General features: G+C 52.7%; 16 protein-coding genes, 1 tRNA gene and 1 pseudogene. 6 read left to right on the plus strand and 12 right to left on the minus strand.

Features of this window, described 5'->3' with window-relative positions:
* Positions 1-11: 11 nt before the first annotated feature.
* The gene (locus ACLW56_RS16080; RefSeq protein WP_330984755.1) at positions 12-1322 is read left to right on the plus strand and encodes a serine dehydratase subunit alpha family protein; all 1311 of its coding nucleotides are present in this window, start codon (positions 12-14) and stop codon (positions 1320-1322) included.
* A 14-nt stretch (positions 1323-1336) separates the two neighbouring features.
* Here the strand turns inward: ACLW56_RS16080 and ACLW56_RS16085 are convergent, their stop codons facing one another.
* The 6 genes and pseudogenes from ACLW56_RS16085 to ACLW56_RS16110 all read right to left on the minus strand — a co-directional run bounded on the left by ACLW56_RS16085 (position 1337) and on the right by ACLW56_RS16110 (position 4942).
* Complete coding sequence (locus tag ACLW56_RS16085; RefSeq protein ID WP_330984756.1) at positions 1337-1459, minus strand: hypothetical protein; 123 nt, start codon at positions 1457-1459, stop codon at positions 1337-1339.
* The gene (locus ACLW56_RS16090) at positions 1441-1785 is read right to left on the minus strand and encodes an integrase arm-type DNA-binding domain-containing protein (protein ID WP_330984757.1); all 345 of its coding nucleotides are present in this window, start codon (positions 1783-1785) and stop codon (positions 1441-1443) included. Before ACLW56_RS16090 ends, ACLW56_RS16085 begins: the two co-directional genes overlap by 19 nt.
* 42 nt (positions 1786-1827) lie before the next feature.
* Positions 1828-1904, minus strand: a tRNA-Pro gene (locus tag ACLW56_RS16095).
* 90 nt (positions 1905-1994) lie between these two features.
* Positions 1995-3677, minus strand: a complete 1683-nt coding sequence (eptB, locus tag ACLW56_RS16100; protein ID WP_330984758.1) for a kdo(2)-lipid A phosphoethanolamine 7''-transferase — start codon at positions 3675-3677, stop codon at positions 1995-1997.
* Between the two features lie 230 nt (positions 3678-3907).
* A pseudogene (locus ACLW56_RS16105) lies at positions 3908-4102 on the minus strand (oxalate/formate antiport family MFS transporter); the annotation flags it as partial.
* A gap of 135 nt (positions 4103-4237) precedes the next feature.
* Positions 4238-4942: an autotransporter domain-containing protein gene (locus ACLW56_RS16110; RefSeq protein WP_330984759.1), complete on the minus strand. Its 705-nt coding sequence runs from the start codon at positions 4940-4942 to the stop codon at positions 4238-4240.
* A 144-nt stretch (positions 4943-5086) separates the two neighbouring features.
* Between ACLW56_RS16110 and tag the strand changes: the two genes are divergently transcribed.
* Both tag and ACLW56_RS16120 read left to right on the plus strand, forming a co-directional pair.
* Positions 5087-5671 (plus strand): DNA-3-methyladenine glycosylase I, encoded by a 585-nt coding sequence (tag, locus tag ACLW56_RS16115; protein WP_330984760.1) that lies wholly within the window; start codon positions 5087-5089, stop codon positions 5669-5671.
* Positions 5646-6086: an N-acetyltransferase gene (locus tag ACLW56_RS16120; RefSeq protein ID WP_330984761.1), complete on the plus strand. Its 441-nt coding sequence runs from the start codon at positions 5646-5648 to the stop codon at positions 6084-6086. Before tag ends, ACLW56_RS16120 begins: the two co-directional genes overlap by 26 nt.
* Here ACLW56_RS16120 and ACLW56_RS16125 read toward each other — a convergent pair.
* Positions 6055-8388, minus strand: a complete 2334-nt coding sequence (locus ACLW56_RS16125) for a molybdopterin guanine dinucleotide-containing S/N-oxide reductase (RefSeq protein ID WP_330984762.1) — start codon at positions 8386-8388, stop codon at positions 6055-6057. The two genes, ACLW56_RS16120 and ACLW56_RS16125, sit on opposite strands and share 32 nt — an antisense overlap.
* Positions 8389-8556: 168 nt before the next feature.
* Between ACLW56_RS16125 and ACLW56_RS16130 the strand changes: the two genes are divergently transcribed.
* Both ACLW56_RS16130 and ghrB read left to right on the plus strand, forming a co-directional pair.
* A complete protein-coding gene (locus ACLW56_RS16130) occupies positions 8557-9219 on the plus strand; it encodes an OmpA family lipoprotein (protein ID WP_330984763.1) in 663 nt (220 codons plus the stop codon).
* Between the two features lie 122 nt (positions 9220-9341).
* Positions 9342-10313 (plus strand): glyoxylate/hydroxypyruvate reductase GhrB, encoded by a 972-nt coding sequence (gene ghrB, locus ACLW56_RS16135; protein WP_330984764.1) that lies wholly within the window; start codon positions 9342-9344, stop codon positions 10311-10313.
* A gap of 48 nt (positions 10314-10361) precedes the next feature.
* Here ghrB and ACLW56_RS16140 read toward each other — a convergent pair whose 3' ends face one another.
* The gene (locus tag ACLW56_RS16140; RefSeq protein WP_330984765.1) at positions 10362-11072 is read right to left on the minus strand and encodes a DUF3053 domain-containing protein; all 711 of its coding nucleotides are present in this window, start codon (positions 11070-11072) and stop codon (positions 10362-10364) included.
* A 487-nt stretch (positions 11073-11559) separates the two neighbouring features.
* Here ACLW56_RS16140 and ACLW56_RS16145 point away from each other — a divergent pair, with 487 nt between their 5' ends.
* Entirely contained in the window at positions 11560-11850 is a 291-nt protein-coding gene (locus ACLW56_RS16145; RefSeq protein ID WP_330984766.1) for an HTH-type transcriptional regulator, read from the plus strand.
* A 119-nt stretch (positions 11851-11969) separates the two neighbouring features.
* Here the strand turns inward: ACLW56_RS16145 and ACLW56_RS16150 are convergent, their stop codons facing one another.
* The 4 genes from ACLW56_RS16150 to glyS all read right to left on the minus strand — a co-directional run bounded on the left by ACLW56_RS16150 (position 11970) and on the right by glyS (position 16170).
* Positions 11970-12218, minus strand: a complete 249-nt coding sequence (locus ACLW56_RS16150; RefSeq protein ID WP_330984767.1) for a plasmid stabilization protein — start codon at positions 12216-12218, stop codon at positions 11970-11972.
* A gap of 46 nt (positions 12219-12264) precedes the next feature.
* Positions 12265-12690 (minus strand): hypothetical protein, encoded by a 426-nt coding sequence (locus tag ACLW56_RS16155; RefSeq protein ID WP_330984768.1) that lies wholly within the window; start codon positions 12688-12690, stop codon positions 12265-12267.
* 1 nt (position 12691) lies between these two features.
* Positions 12692-13867, minus strand: coding sequence for a hypothetical protein (locus tag ACLW56_RS16160; protein WP_330984769.1), 1176 nt, complete (start codon positions 13865-13867; stop codon positions 12692-12694).
* Between the two features lie 233 nt (positions 13868-14100).
* Positions 14101-16170: a glycine--tRNA ligase subunit beta gene (gene glyS / locus ACLW56_RS16165; protein ID WP_330984770.1), complete on the minus strand. Its 2070-nt coding sequence runs from the start codon at positions 16168-16170 to the stop codon at positions 14101-14103.
* Positions 16171-16174: the final 4 nt, after the last annotated feature.

The following is a 16174-nucleotide window of genomic DNA, read 5'->3' on the forward strand; positions in this document are numbered from 1 at the left end:
GAACTGAAGATATGAAAGACACACACACGACTGCACTGTGGGAGAATTTTCTCCGTATCGTTAAATCGGAAGTGAAGCCCGCGCTGGGCTGTACCGAGCCGGTATCACTGGCGCTGGCAGCAGCCACCGCGGCAGCACATCTGCCGGGCAAGGTACAAAAGGTGGAAGCCTGGGTATCCCCTAATCTGATGAAAAATGGCATGGGCGTGACCATGCCAGGGTCGGGTATGACGGGCCTTCCGGTTGCAGCAGCATTGGGAGCATTATGCGGAGAGGCAAAGGCCGGGCTGGAGGTGCTGAAAAATGTCACTCCACCCAATGTTGACGCGGCCTGCCGGATGATTGCGCAGAAGCAAGTGCGGGTCAGCATTGATCACGATTGTACTGAAGTGCTTTATGCGCGGGTGCGGGTCTGGCAGGGTGAGCATCATGCCACGGTCACGATTGCTGGCGAGCATACCAATATCATCAACATCGCGCAGGATGATATCGTGGTATTTCGGGGCGATAACAGCGCGCCGCAATCCAGCACGCTTAATCTGCCAGATGTCTTCCGGCCTGTCACACTGAGCGACATTCTGCTCTTCGCAGAAAAAGCCGCATTCAGCGATCTTGAGTTTATTCTCGATGCGGCGGAGCTCAACGACGCGCTGTCGCAGGAAGGACTCCATAATGAATGGGGGCTGCATGTTGGTGCGACGCTGGCGCGACAGAGCAGGCAAGGGATTATTGGAACTGGATTGCTGTCCGATATACTTACCCGCACGGCTGCGGCTTCAGATGCCCGAATGGGAGGCGCACCACTCCCCGCCATGAGTAACTCGGGATCTGGCAATCAGGGCATTGCCGCCACCCTGCCGGTAGTCGTCGTGGCTGAACATGTGGTTGCCGATCAGGAGCAACTGGCACGGGCACTGATACTTTCGCACCTGACTGCAGTCTATATTCATAGCAAACTTCCTACGCTTTCGGCACTCTGCGCAGCATCCACCGCCTCGATGGGCGCTGCGGCGGGTATGGCGTGGCTGCTGGGCGGTAATCTGAACACCATTTCAATGGCAGTCAACAGCATGATCGGCGACGTCAGCGGGATTATCTGCGACGGTGCATCCAACAGCTGCGCCATGAAAGTCTCCACCGGGGCCGCTTCCGCATTTAAAGCGGTACTGATGGCGCTGGATGGCACAGCGGTAACGGGCCGGGAAGGGATTGTCTGCGATGAGGTTGAACATTCGCTCAACAACCTTTGTGCACTGGCGTGTCATGCCATGCAGTATTCAGACAGGCAGATTATCGCGATGATGGTACAAAAGGCCATTTAACAGGATTTCTTCTGTCACATGCACTCTGTGTAATGCCAGTCAGCAGCCACTTTACGAAAGGTATGCCCCCCGGCGCAGTAACTCGGATTCACGTTGCTGTTGCTGATGGTGCTGCGGGTCAGTGTCTGCGCGACCATTGCGCGGTATTCATCGCGACGTTTACGGCATCCGCCAGCGGTACATCATCCAGAGAGCAGAAACTGACCAGCGCCCGTTTTTTATCGCCGGGACGCACATAGTTGAAACGCCAGATTTTAGCACCGTTGGGTTTGACCAGCAGATACAGTCCGTTGCCATCCTGAAGAGTGAATTCCTTTTGTGCTGGATGCGCCGCACGGACTTCAGTTGCGGTAAGGGGATGGGTGACTCGCGCTATGTTATACGTTCCATTGCTATGTCGGGGATGTATAACAAAACGTATAACTAAAATATCTGGCTGTAAATGTACCGGACCAAACTGCACAGGACGAAAAAAAACCTGCTTTAAAAGCAGGTTTTTCGAATGTGGTCGGCGAGAGAGGATTCGAACCTCCGACCCACTGGTCCCAAACCAGTTGCGCTACCAAGCTGCGCTACTCGCCGAATGCGGAGCGCATCTTATCTGCTGCGATGCTACTCCGTCAATCCCTTTTAGCCAAAAGCCGATTCAGTCGGTGAGAAACTCGCCAGCTGTTATTGAACCTTTGCCGGGACGTGACACCAATTGCTGTTTTCGTTGATGCCACCGTTCGGCGAGGTGTAGCCCAGGCAGCCCATAATGGTGTCGTACAACTCCACATGGCGGCGCGGCACCTTCATTTCAGCCTGTTGCTTCAGGTGCTGGAATGCTTGTTCGTTGGCTGGGTTGGCCAGATATTTATCCGACATCCATACCAGCATTGGCACACGGAACTGCTCTGGCGGCGCGAGCTTACGCGGAGTGCCGTGCAGGTGCTCTCTCTCATTGATCGACTCACCGTGGTCTGCGGCATAGAACACGATGGCTTTTTTATCTCTCAACTGATCGAGCACTTTGCTAATAAAGGTGTCCACATACAGCACGGAGTTGTCATAAGCGTTGATCAGCTCTTGTTTACTGCATTGACCATTAATCCCCACACACTCCGGTTTCCATTTGGCAAAATCACGGGTGTAGCGCTGATAGTAACTGTAGTGCGACCCTTTGGTGTGCAGAATAATCAAATGCTTACCTTTAGGATGGCCTTCCAGCGAGAGAGACATCTCATTGAGCAGCAGCATGTCGTCCACGTCTTTGCCACGGTTGCGCGGCTCGGCACCAATCTGCTCGCGGTAAGCGATGTTATCCGCCATGGTGTTGCTGTAGAACCACATCTCGCTCTGCATCGCGAACAGATCAGAGCTAAAGCCAAGCTGCTTGAGCACGGCAAAGACGTTTTGCTCTTTCAGCGTACGCTGCGGGTTCTCATCGGCGCCGCCCTGACGCACGAACATACAGCGCAACGAGAGTTTGGTCGCGGTATCGCACGAGTAACCACGGTAAGCCACCAGGTTTTTCTCCTGAGCCAGCTTCGGTGTGGTGTCCCGGTCGTAACCCAGAATCCCCATATGATCCCAGCGCGTCGTTTCGCCGATGATGAACACCACGTAGGTGTCATCCAGCTCATGACCTGGCGCCACATAGGTAAACTTTTTGGCAGGGTTGATCAGGGATTTGTTATCCGATGACTCGTCGACTTGCGCCCAGGCGTACAGCCCCAGCGCAGAAAGCCAGTTTGATGGCAGGTACGAGTTCGCCACCACCCCGCCATAACTCGGCATATCCACACCGGTGGCTTTTTCGATTTTCTTCTGTTGCTGTTCCATCACGCGAATCGGAGCCCAAACCAGAAGGCCCGCCATCAGCACGACGGCAATGTTACGGACACGCTGCCCGCGAGTGCGAAGCTGGCGCAGCAGGGTGTAGCGGCAACGGTTGCTCCAGATGAAGAGCAGCGGCGGAAGGCTGGACAGCACGGTCCACATCATGAAGCCCTGACCTACCACTTCTTTCGATAAATCGATATCGGTGGTCATGACCGAGGCCACAATCCCGTAGCCAATCACCACGTTCATGAAAGTCATGTAGTAGCTGGCCGCGGCGGAAATGATCACCACCAGCGAAGCCAGGACTTGCCAGACTCGGCGGCCAAAGAGTGACAACAGGCGAAGCAGGAAGAAGGTGGCGAGGAAGGAGCCAAACACCTCAATGAGGGCAAAAATTCCATTTCTGACCGTGAGATGTTCGAGATAAACCTCAACGCGGCGGACTAAAACAGCACCGTTAAGAAACAGGCCGATATACACAGCAAGGAATAAGCAAAGTCTTTGCTGCGTCAGCGATTTTATGTAATTCATGCAAGCTAAACCCTGGGAAAGGGAAATCAAAAAACCGACTTGGTTGCCGGAATGACAACAAGCAGATTAAGTTATTGCGTCAGAAACGGTTATCGGAAACGTCTATAAGCGCGACAAGTAGACCATAGCGCGGGGGAAAAGTGTCAGCAGGAAGTGTGATCCGGGCAATATTTACAAAATTAATCACCCGGATTTCATGGTTTGTTAGAGCAATAAATTACAGCTTTACGTTAAGCATGTGCCTGTTGCAGCACCTCACGTTGCGGCTGGCGAATCGTAGTGGACAGCGCAAGAGAGAGAATTAGCAGGGCGAAAATCACACAGAAAGTTACATAGAATCCGCCGAACAGCGAGGCAATGATGGACCCGCAAATGCTGCCAATCCCAAAACCGAGGTAAATCACGCCGTAGTTTTTCGCCAGATTATAATGCACTGAAGAAGGAATGAATAACATTGCCAGAAAATGAAACAGCGATAAGTGAGCGGTTACTATCACCAAAAGAGGCGTGTTAATTGTAATTTTAACGTAAAACAAATGTGTTCTCTGAACGGGAGAATGTTAAAAACGAGCGCTCACGCCCATGATGTAAAGCGTGTTAGCGCCTTCGTTCATATTGTCCGCCTGTGACAACGAAGCATAAGCCGCAATATGTTGGCTCAGCAGCATATCGGCCCCCACGGTGACATCGGTCCAGCTTCCGTCCTGGGCTGAAGTGGGCGTGCGATTCAGGCCCGACTGTGATTTCCACTGATTCTCGCCGAACTGCTGGTTGTAGCTGATTTGCGCCCAGGGATGCACGCCCCACAACGGCTGGGCATCAAAACGCCAGCCCAACGAACTCACGCTGGCGTGCCACATCGGGTCAGTCAGTGCGGTGGAGCCGCTGTCGCCAAATTCGTTCCACATGGACGTGGCCGAACCGTCATAATGCCAGCTTGCCACCGGCCCGGTAGAAAACATCGCGCTGAGCGGAATGTTCCAGCCCACGCTAAGCGTGCGAGTAGTCTCGATTGGCGTTTCATCGGGGGTATTCATCGCCACACCGGGTTGAGGTTGCGACGCGCTGATACGCTCCGCGAGAATATCATCGTAACGCGGTTGGTGATCGCTATCCCAGGTATAACGTTCCGGCGTATTACTTTGTGGGTCAGTAACGATATATTCCTGTTGCCAGGCAAATGCGGATGTCGCGAAAAACATCCCGACAAAAACAGAAACCGGGTAGACCCTACCCCGGTAGCCATTGCATCTCTTAACTATCATTATGGCGACTCCGAAAGAGCCGAATCCGGCATTGTTGTTATGATTTTTTTACGCACTGCGTATTACTAAATATTGTCATTTTATTTCTGTCGTCAAGGCAGGTTGAACATTTCTTCATCGACATCAAAAAAGTGGGAGAACAGGATGGAACGTTGCGGTTGGGTCAGTCAGGACCCGCTTTATATTGCCTACCACGACAGCGAATGGGGTGTGCCACAGCGAGACAACCAGCAGCTGTTTGAGATGATCTGCCTTGAAGGCCAGCAGGCTGGACTCTCGTGGATTACGGTGCTGAGGAAACGTGAAAATTATCGTGAGGCTTTCCACCATTTTGATCCGGTAAAAGTCGCGGCGATGACCGAAGAAGATGTGGAGAAGCTGGTGCAAAATGCCGGAATTATCCGCCATCGTGGGAAAATTCAGGCCATTATTGGCAACGCAAAAGCCTTTCTGGAAATGGAAGCTAAGGGCGAATCCTTCAATGATTTCGTCTGGTCGTTTGTCGATAACAAGCCGCAACTGAACCGTGCCGCGGCGCTGTCAGATATTCCCGTGAGCACGCTTGCGTCTGATGCGCTCTCTAAAGCCCTAAAAAAACGCGGCTTCAAATTTGTCGGCTCGACCATTTGCTACTCCTTTATGCAGGCGTGCGGTCTGGTCAACGATCACGTCAGCACCTGTTTCTGCTACCCGGGAGGTGGAGATGATCCACAAGTGGCAAAGTCATGATACCCGGCCTCTGCTGACGCTGTGGCTTGAGAGCACTATCTTCGCTCACCCTTTTATTGAAGAGCGCTACTGGTATGAAAGCGAGCCGATTGTGCGCGACGTGTACCTGCCCTCGGCGCAAACCTGGGTGTGGGAAGAAGATGACGTGGTGAAGGGCTTTATCAGCGTGATGGACCAACGTTTTGTCGGCGCGCTGTTTGTTGCGCCCGACAGCATCGGAAAAGGTATTGGCCGGGCGCTGCTCGCGTGGGTCTGCGAACGTTACCCGGATTTAAGCCTTGAGGTGTATCAGAAGAACAGCCGGGCGGTGAACTTCTACCATGCGCAGGGTTTTCGTATTGAAGACAGCGCATGGCAGGATGAAACCCGGCAGCCGACCTGGATTATGCGTTGGCAGGCGGATCGAATGCTGTAAGCGGCAACACCGGGCCGCTGTACTTCTCCAGCCACACCAGCGCCGTATTGCCCGCGCAGCCATTCCCCAGCTTCGAGCTGGGGAGATCTTTGGTCAGCACGTTGACCGCCCCGTTTTTGCAGATGCCACCAGCCTGTCTATCCAGGTCCGGCCACGCGCCTTCGTGCAGGCAAATCACGCCAGGACGAATACCTTCCGTCACCACGGCGCCAGCCAGCACTTGTCCACGGCCGTTCCACACCCGAACCAAATCACCGTCAGCAATGCCACGTTCGGCGGCATCTTGCGGATGTAACGTCAGTGGTTCACGCCCGGCAACCGCATAACGCTCGCGTAAGGCGGTGTAATTAAGCTGGCTGTGCAAGCGATGCGCCGGATGCGCTGACAGCAACTGAAGCTGCCCCGCCCGCGCATTGCCATGCCACTCGTCCGGCTCCAGCCACGTCGCATGCCCCGGACAATCTGCATAGCCATAACTTGCGATGCGTTGGGAGAAGATTTCGATTTTGCCGCTGTCGGTTTTTAACGGATTCGCCTGCGGATCTTCACGGAAGGCGGCAAAGCGAACGAACTGGGTGTTTTGCTCGCTCTCCGGCATTTCTATAAGCTGATTGGCCTGCCAGAACTCGCTGAACGGCGGCAGCGTCACCTTCTGGCTGGCCCCGCGCTGCCCGGCGATGTCATAGAAGGTTTCCAGCCATTCGAGGTCGCTCTTCCCTTCGGTAAAGCGCTCACGGCCGCCAGCTTCCCAGCGTTCGCTCAGTTCGGCAAAAACGTCCCAGTCATCACGCGCTTCATCGCGCGGCGGCACGACACGTTTCATCGGCACCAGATGCTGGTTGCTGTAATCACCGGTCATGGTCAAATCATTACGCTCAAACGACGTTGTCGCGGGCAGCACGATATCAGCGTGGCGTGCCGCGGCAGTCCAGAAGCATTCGGAGATAACCACCAGCTCAGGTTTTTGCCAGGCACGAATCAGACGGTTGGTGTCCTGATGATGGGTGAAATTCGCCCCGCCCGCCCACCAGACAAAACGGATGTCCGGAAAATGCCTGTCCATCCCGTTGTGCTGATAAGGTGCGCCGGGGTTTTCCAGTGCCTCAACAATTCGCGCCACCGGGATTTTATCCACCGCATCTGTGCCACCCGCCACGCTGCCCTGCATTGAGGCCAGTACGGCGGAACGACGCGTCGGGTTACCACCATTGGCAAAGTGATAAGAGAGACCGAACCCGCCGCCCGGCGTCCCGATTTGCCCGAGCATGGCGGCAAGTGTCACCAGCATCCAGTGTTTTTGCTCACCAAACTGCTGACGCTGCATGCCCCAGCCAGACATCAACATGGTGGTATTTTCGTGGAATATTTCCGCCAGTTCACGGATTTTATCTGCATTAATGCCGCAAATTTCCGCTGCCCATTCTGCGGTTTTTGCTACCCCATCGCGTTCACCCGTCAGGTACTCTGCAAAATGCTCATAGCCTGTCGTGCATCGCGCGAGGAAATCAGTATCGTGCCAGCCGTTTTCCACCAGCGTATGGGCGATGCCGAGCATCAATGCCACATCGGTGCCCATGTGTGGCGCAATCCACTCCATCGAGTCGCCGAAGAAATCGACGGTTTCCGACCTCATCGGGTCGATACAGAAAAGCGTCTTGCCGCTTTTACGCAACTGGTCGAAATAAGGAATGCCCTGCTCATCCGAGGCATTCCAGGCAATTTTCAAAGTATTGAGCGGATTGGCGCTCCACAGCACCACCACGTCGGTGTTTTCCAGAATCAGCGGCCAACTGGTTTGCTGCTGGTACACCTCGTTGCCGCCCACGACATAAGGCATGATGGCCTGCGCCGCGCCGGTAGAATAGTCACCAAGATGCCCGGTATACCCGCCCGCGAGGCTCATGTAGCGCTGTAACAGCGTGGCGGCTTTGTGCAGCACGCCATTGGAACGCCAGCCGTAAGAGCCAGCAAAAATCGACGAAGGCCCGTAAGTTTCGCGAATGCGCTGATGCTGAGAGTGAATCAAATTCAGCGCATCATCCCAACTTACCCGCACAAACTCATCCTGCCCGCGCACACCTTGTGGGCTGGCTGGCGAAGCCAGGAACCCCTTGCGCACCATCGGGTAACGCACACGCGTCTTGCTGTGAACCTGGTCGCGCACCACGCTTTGCAGCGAGTTTTCAAAGGTGCCCGCCAAAGCGCCACGGGAAGAAAGCACCGTGTCGCCATCGGTTTCAACCAGCATTGGCCCCCAGTGGGCCGCGGTCAGAATGGTTTTTGTTGCAGATGAATTGGCCAAAACAGGCTCCCGGTTAACTGATGCAGGTGGTGCGACGGCGGTTTTGTCACTGCCGTTCGATTTATTTACAAATTTATAAAAAGCTTTTGGAATTTTCATCACTTTCCCGCGTCATAATCAACCGCCACGTACGCCGTGGCAAAGAATAAAAAGGATTAAGGAAAGAAGATGAAAAAACGCGTAATCATGATTGCCGCTATGGTCAGCGGCGCGCTGGCCCTGTCAGGCTGTACGACGAACCCTTATACCGGTGAGCGCGAAGCCGGTAAATCCGGCATTGGCGCAGGCATTGGCGCACTGGCCGGGGCCGGTATCGGCATGCTCTCGTCGTCGAAGAAAGACCGTGGCAAAGGCGCGCTGATTGGCGCAGCAGCAGGCGCTGCTGTCGGCGGTGGCGTCGGTTATTACATGGACGTGCAGGAAGCAAAACTGCGTGAAAAAATGCAGGGCACTGGCGTCAGCGTTACGCGTAATGGCGACAGCATCGTACTCAACATGCCCAATAACGTCACCTTTGACAGCAGCAGCGCGAACCTGAAACCTGCGGGTGCTAACACGCTGACGGGCGTGGCGATGGTGCTGAAAGAGTATGAGAAAACCGCCGTGAACGTGGTCGGCTACACCGACAGCACCGGCAGCCAGGACCTGAACATGCGTCTGTCTCAGCAGCGTGCTGAATCTGTTGCCAGCTCGCTCATCACTCAGGGCGTATCAGCCAACCGTATTCGTACCACCGGCATGGGCCCGGCGAATCCTGTCGCCAGCAACAGCACCGCCGAAGGCAAAGCACAGAACCGTCGCGTAGAAATCACGCTGACTCCACTGTCCTGAGCCGTTTCACCTTGCCGGGTGACGTTCGCCCGGCAACTTTCCGCCTAAAATCAGGGCTGGTGCATCTTATCTTCCTGTGGCTAACTGATTACAAAGCCTGCTAATCATTGGAGATAAGTTGAATGAAGCCGTCCGTTGTTCTCTATAAACCGCTGCCTGACGATTTGCTGCTGCGTCTGCAAAATCACTTCACTGTCCTTCAGGTTTCCGATTTACATCCCGATACCGTTCGCACCCATGCACAGGGATTTGCCACCGCAGAAGGCCTGCTCGGCTCCAGCGAAACTGTTGGGAGCGAGTTACTGGAGAAAATGCCTGCTCTGCGGGCAACGTCGACCATTTCCGTGGGCTACGACAATTTCGATGTGGATGCGCTGAATGCCCGTAAAGTTCTGTTGATGCACACCCCAACAGCGTTGACTGAAACCGTCGCCGATACCCTGATGGCACTCATTCTGAGCAGCGCTCGTCGCGTGGTGGAAGTGGCGGAACGCGTGAAAAAAGGCGAATGGACCAAAGGTATCGGCCCGGACTGGTTTGGCACGGATGTGCACCATAAAACCATCGGCATTGTTGGGATGGGGCGCATCGGCCTGGCGCTGGCGCAACGTGCGCACTTTGGCTTTGGCATGCCGGTGCTCTATAACGCGCGTCGCCAGCATAAAGAAGCAGAAGAGCGCTTCAACGCTCGCTATTGCTCGCTGGACACCTTGTTACAGGAAGCCGATTTTGTCTGTTCCATCCTGCCACTCACGGAAGAAACCCGACATCTTTTTGGCGCAGAGCAATTCAGCAAAATGAAAAAATCCGCCATCTTCATCAACGCCGGACGTGGCCCGGTGGTGGATGAACAGGCGCTGATGACTGCGCTGAAAAACGGCGACATTCATGCCGCAGGGCTGGATGTCTTTGAACAGGAACCGCTGCCGGTTTCTTCTGAGCTGCTGAAAATGCCAAACGTGGTGGCGCTGCCGCATATTGGCTCCGCGACGCATGAGACACGCTACAACATGGCGGCCACTGCGGTGGATAACCTGATTGCGGCACTGGAAGGGAAAGTCGAGAAGAACTGCGTGAACCCGCAGGTGCTTTGAAGGAAGGAACATGCCGGGCGGCGGCTTCGCCTGACCCGGCAATGACGATTAACGCGTCGCGTTAACCGCCGCACTCCAGGCCTGATTAAACGCCTGGTGCTGAGAAGCCAATGGGCCGATCAGCTGATTGTACTGGCTGGCTTGCTGAGAGGTCGGGAACTGAATACCGTTCGCGACGAAGCTAACCTGAGTCCCTTGCTGGGCCACAAAATCACCCACCTGAACCAGTTGCTGAGTGAAAATCTGCGCGGCGGGGATCAGAGGCTGCAGGGCGTTCGCTGGCAGCGTCACCACTTTGTTGTACACCTGATCAAACACCGGTTTCAGATCTTCATTCTGCTTCAACGCTGAGTGCGCAGCATCCGCCTGCATTTTGGCGTTTTCCAGCTGCTGGCTCAGTACGCCGAGCGAGCCGTTTGCCTGGCGCAGCGGTTCACGCTGAGTCATGTAGTCCTGCGGCACACGAATGGTGTTCACGCTATCGACCACGGGACGCAGACCTGCATCCATCGCCTGGCTCACCTGCTGTGAATAACCATAGATGACAGCGTAATCGGACACGAACGGGCCAAATTGTTTTTTCTGATCGGTGGTCAGCGTCGGCAGACGTTCGCCACTACGCATCACGGTATTCTGCAAAAAGTCGATGAACGCTTTGCGCTGATCGCCTTCTTTATCGAAACACCCACTCAGGCTAACAACCATCAATAACGCCGCAACAGGCGCAAACCAGCGAGAGCAGGACTTTCCTGTCGCCATTTTATTACTCCTTCAACCAAAAAAAGCGCAAACGGGCACACACGTGCCTGACGCTGACAAGGATAGTCCACGAGCGCCTCGCAAGATACCCTTTCCTGCATCCAGGACCGGAAAAATCGCAGGTGATCCTGCCCCTAAAAAATGTTAAATATTTGTTGCATGCATCACCATTACGGCGTTGCCTCTTTTTCTCCGCCAGCAGCCAGGTACTGTTGGCGAAAGCCCCCAGAAAGCCTGATAGCGGAACGGCGGGTGCAATGCCCACCCTTTCTCATTTTTCTACTATCAATTTACAAAAAAAGTACTGAATAACGTTCTCGTTTCTTTATCAAATAATTAGTCCTGCCTGCACGGCTGCTGAAACGCATCAGGAAAAATAGATCGCACGAATAGTCACTCTCGTAACGATCCCTCACCCATTTTACTGACTAAGCTTAATGAGCTTTACCATAATAACGATCCCTCAGACCTTCCAGAGGAGTTCTCAATGGAATATAAAGATCCGATGTTTGAACTGCTGAGCAGTCTGGAACACATTGTTTTTAAAGATGATTCAAAGAGTGTTGCCCTGACCCAAAAGCCCACAGCCTTTACCGAGTTTGAGCAACTGCGTAAAGGCTCCGGCCTGAAAGTTGAAGAATTTGCCAGAGCCATGGGTGTGAGCGTGGCGATGGTGCAGGAGTGGGAATCGCGACGAGAGAAACCATCGCCCACCGAGCTCAGACTGATGCGCCTGTTGCAGGCAAATCCGGTTATCAGCCAACAGCTTATCGACTGACAACATGTTCTCTGTACCCGCCCCCGCCTCTGCGGGGGTTTTTGTTTATATCGCCCCAAATACCCAGCCGGTTTCCCGCCATTCAAGCGCATGTGTGAGCTTCAGCGCACCACATCAACTTACAGGTCATCTATGCTGATTCTGACGACAACGCCATCTCTACGTTCTTCAACGATTCGAGCCAGATCATTATCCTCAAGCACATCCATCAACTTGTTATAGAGGTAAGGAGACACACAATAAAACACAGATTTATTGTTATGACTAACGGCTACAGGTTTGCCTTTGCCGGCAAGAAATGCCCCCATGGGGTCTCGCTTAAACTCAGCTATATTGATTGTTCTTTTAGTTAGAATTTGAGAAGCCATAATATTCCTTCCGCGAATTGATGCTTTAGCCCATAAAGTTTCGCTGTCAATGATCTGCAACCTGAACTACAAAATCTTTGCTGAAAGAGTCCGAACCGAAAAGCATATTGCCGTAGAATTTTCCATGAAGATTGATCTTTATCCTCCCAGCTTTGACTGGCGTTCCTTTTAGCAGAACACAATTTGCATCCTTAAGACCGCCTGATGTTTCAGAAAGTCGCCAGGCAGGGATATCACAATATTCAAGCCTGAGCCCCGAATTTTCGGGTGTCAACGATCCATTAACTTTCCCATCTTTTCTCAAATAAATAACTCTGCCGCCCAGAATTTCTATCTTCCCAAGATAAGGGACTCCCACAATAGCCTCTGTTAGTTCATCGCCACCCGGGGTAAATTCTGCCTTAGTACTGCATGCAGATAAAATTAAAGTCACTGGCAATAATAAATTTATTTTTTTAAATGATACAATCATTTTATTTTAATGGCTTGAAAACCATCCCTCCAAAAAATCGATTAAGAAAAAAATAGATATCTGCGGGCTTTTTAATCTGCTCATAAACATTTCCCCATGAGAATAATTGCAATTGAATGCTCCCTCTTGAGTCCTCGGTAATGGCACCATCCCATACAATCCAGTGTGTTGGGATCGTTAATGCTGAACTTCCTCTCTCCAGGAGTCCGTCATTAATTAAAGTCACGACCTTGTATCCCTTTCGCGCATACTCATTAAGCTTATTAATGCCCTCTATACCCACCTGAGTAGCACCAACATTGCTGAAAATTAACTCGTACCCCGCTTTTTCAAACCATAACGTTAATGTGTTCCACATCGTGATCCCTGCTACAGGAGAACTTACCGAGTCATAACTCAAAACAACATTCTCTGAATCCCTGAGTCCAGCCAACATCATCCAGTCTATTCCATAAATTCTCGGTCCATTTTCATCATGAAATGTTCCTGAGGGATGACGGCAGCCATCACCAGGTATAATTTCCAGCTCTCCTATCTTTGTTTTACCAAACTGCCAGAGGTCTCTGGCAGCCTGAGCGTAAACATCTGGCCTGTCGTGTTGCAAGCAATAGAAAAATGCAGCTGGACCACATAAACTGGTATCACCTTGTGCCGGATGACTTTGCTGTAAGAAGCGCTCCTGAATCGCTTTTTCTATCTCTTTTTTAGCAAAGGGATCAAGCGGACTTTCCGGTGAATATTCTTTTGCAATAAATCCTCTTTCCGGTCGTGATATTTTAATCGTTTTGACATTAGACCTTTCGCTTGCAGGGTGTGTTGTTCCGGTAGTGATAAAGTAGCAAGGGTTTTCTCGTTTGACTGAAGACCAGGAACGTCCTGTACTGAATTCCTGCAGAGTATACATCCACGTGAAAGGTGTTGAAAAAAGCCGTTCAGTACTCAACATTTTTTTACTGTAGAGCATTACCTCCATCATATAAATAACACTCAATGCATCCTCAGTATTCTCTGTTTTATGCTTTTGCGTTTCATAATTATCTGCTAGTGGCTGCTGCCTGACATCAAGGATGATTTTTTTAGTTCTGTTCGGCCCCATACGATAAATACAAAGATCATAAATAATTTCATCAGGAGAAACATTGGAGAATATTTTGGTGCTGACGTCATAAATGGACATAATTCATTCCTTTAAAACATACATAATTATTATCAATCACTGACATCTATTCATTTTTTTAAATAAGCATAAAAATAAACTCTTAGATACCGAATTCTATAGGTTCCTGTTCCCTTTGTTGTATGTGATCAATCACATTACAGTTAATTGAGACATGAAGAATGAAAGAATTGAGAAACCACACCCATAAAAAAACCCGCCACAGGCGGGTTCGTTTTATGCGTAAAGCCGGATTACTGAAGAAGGGAAATATCCGCAACTTGCAGGAACAGCTCGCGCAGTTTGCTGAGCAGTGTCAGACGGTTGATACGCACGTCTTTATCGTCGGCGTTAACCATCACGTTTTCGAAGAACTCATCCACTGGCTCGCGCAGGGCTGCCAGTTCAACCAGCGCTTCCTGATAACGGCCTTCAGCGAAGAACGGCTGCAGTTTGTCGCGCAGCACGACCAAATTGCCTGCCAGCTTAATTTCTGCCGCTTCTTTCAGCACAGAGGCGTGAATGATGTCGTTCAGGGTCTCTTCGGATTTCGCCAGGATGTTCGACACACGTTTGTTAGCTGCCGCTAGCGCTGCCGCTTCTTCCAGGGTACGGAAGTGAGAGACTGCTTTCATGCGCGCATCAAAATCTGCCGGACGAGTCGGACGACGCGCCAGTACGGCCTGAATGGTGTCCACGCTGAAGCCTTCGTCCTGATACCAGGCACGGAAGCGACCCAGCATGAAGTCGATAACTTCATCCACCACTTTCGCGTTGGTCAGCTTGTCACCGTACAGACGCACCGCTTCTTCGGTCAGCGTTTGCAGATCGAGATTCAGGTTCTTCTCAACGATGATGCGCAGCACGCCGAGCGCCGCACGACGCAGCGCAAACGGGTCTTTGTCGCCTTTCGGATGCTGGCCAATACCAAAGATGCCCGCGAGGGTATCCATCTTATCGGCAATCGCCACAGCACAGGCCACCGGGTTGGACGGCAGTTCGTCACCCGCGAAACGCGGCTGGTACTGCTCGTTCAGCGCCACTGCAACGTCTTCGGCTTCACCGTCGTGACGCGCATAGTGCATGCCCATGATGCCCTGAGTGTCGGTAAATTCGAACACCATGTTGGTCATCAGGTCGCACTTGGAGAGCAGGCCCGCACGAGTCGCGTGGTTGACGTCTGCACCAATCTGCCCGGCAATCCAGCCCGCCAGGGCCTGAATGCGGTCAGTTTTGTCACGCAGCGTACCCAGTTGCTGTTGGAACAGCACGGTTTGCAGACGTGGCAGGTTGTCTTCCAGACGCTTTTTACGGTCGGTGTTGAAGAAGAACTCGGCATCTGCCAGACGTGGACGAACCACTTTCTCGTTACCGGAGATAATCTGCAGCGGATCTTTCGATTCGATGTTGGTCACGAAGATAAAGTTCGGCAGCAGTTTGCCGTCGTTGCCATACACCGGGAAGTATTTCTGGTCACCTTTCATGGTGTAGACCAGCGCTTCCGCAGGCACGGCGAGGAATTTCTCTTCGAATTTCGCCGTCAGGACAACCGGCCATTCCACCAGGGAGGCCACTTCTTCCAGCAGGCTTTCGCTCAGATCGGCGTTACCGCCAATGTTGCGAGCCGCTTCTTCAGCATCGGCTTTGATTTTGGCTTTACGCTGTTCGTAATCCGCAATGACTTTGCCACGCTCAGCCAGGATTTGCGGATACTGATCGGCATTGTCGATAGTGAATTCCGGTTCGCCCATAAAGCGATGGCCGCGAATCACACGATCGGACTGAATACCCAGAATGGTTGCCGGAATGACTTTATCGCCGAGCAGCAGCGTCACGGTATGAACCGGGCGCACGAACTGCACGTCGGACGCGCCCCAGCGCATCAGTTTTGGAATAGGCAGCTTGGTCAGCGAGGTGGCAATCATGTTCGGCAGCAACGCTTCGGCGCTTTCGCCTTTCACGTGCGCGCGATACAGCAGCCATTCACCTTTGTCGGTGACCATGCGCTCAGCCTGATCGACGGTAATACCGCAACCGCGCGCCCAGCCTTCTGCCGCTTTGCTCGGTTTGCCTTCTGCATCAAACGCTGCAGAGACCGCCGGGCCACGTTTTTCGACTTCGCGATCCGGCTGAGATCCCGCCAGATTGGCCACTTTCAGCGCCAGACGGCGTGGAGCAGCAAACCACTCTACGTTACCGTGGGCGAGGCCAGCGGCATCAAGTTCCGCAGTCACGTTGGCAGCAAAAGATTCCGCCAGGCTGCGCAGGGCTTTTGGTGGCAGCTCTTCGGTGCCGATTTCCACCAGGAAAGTTTTTTCAGACATGGCC

It is taken from the genome of Pantoea sp. sgz302252 (assembly GCF_047713085.1).
Taxonomy (GTDB): Bacteria; Pseudomonadota; Gammaproteobacteria; order Enterobacterales; family Enterobacteriaceae; genus Scandinavium.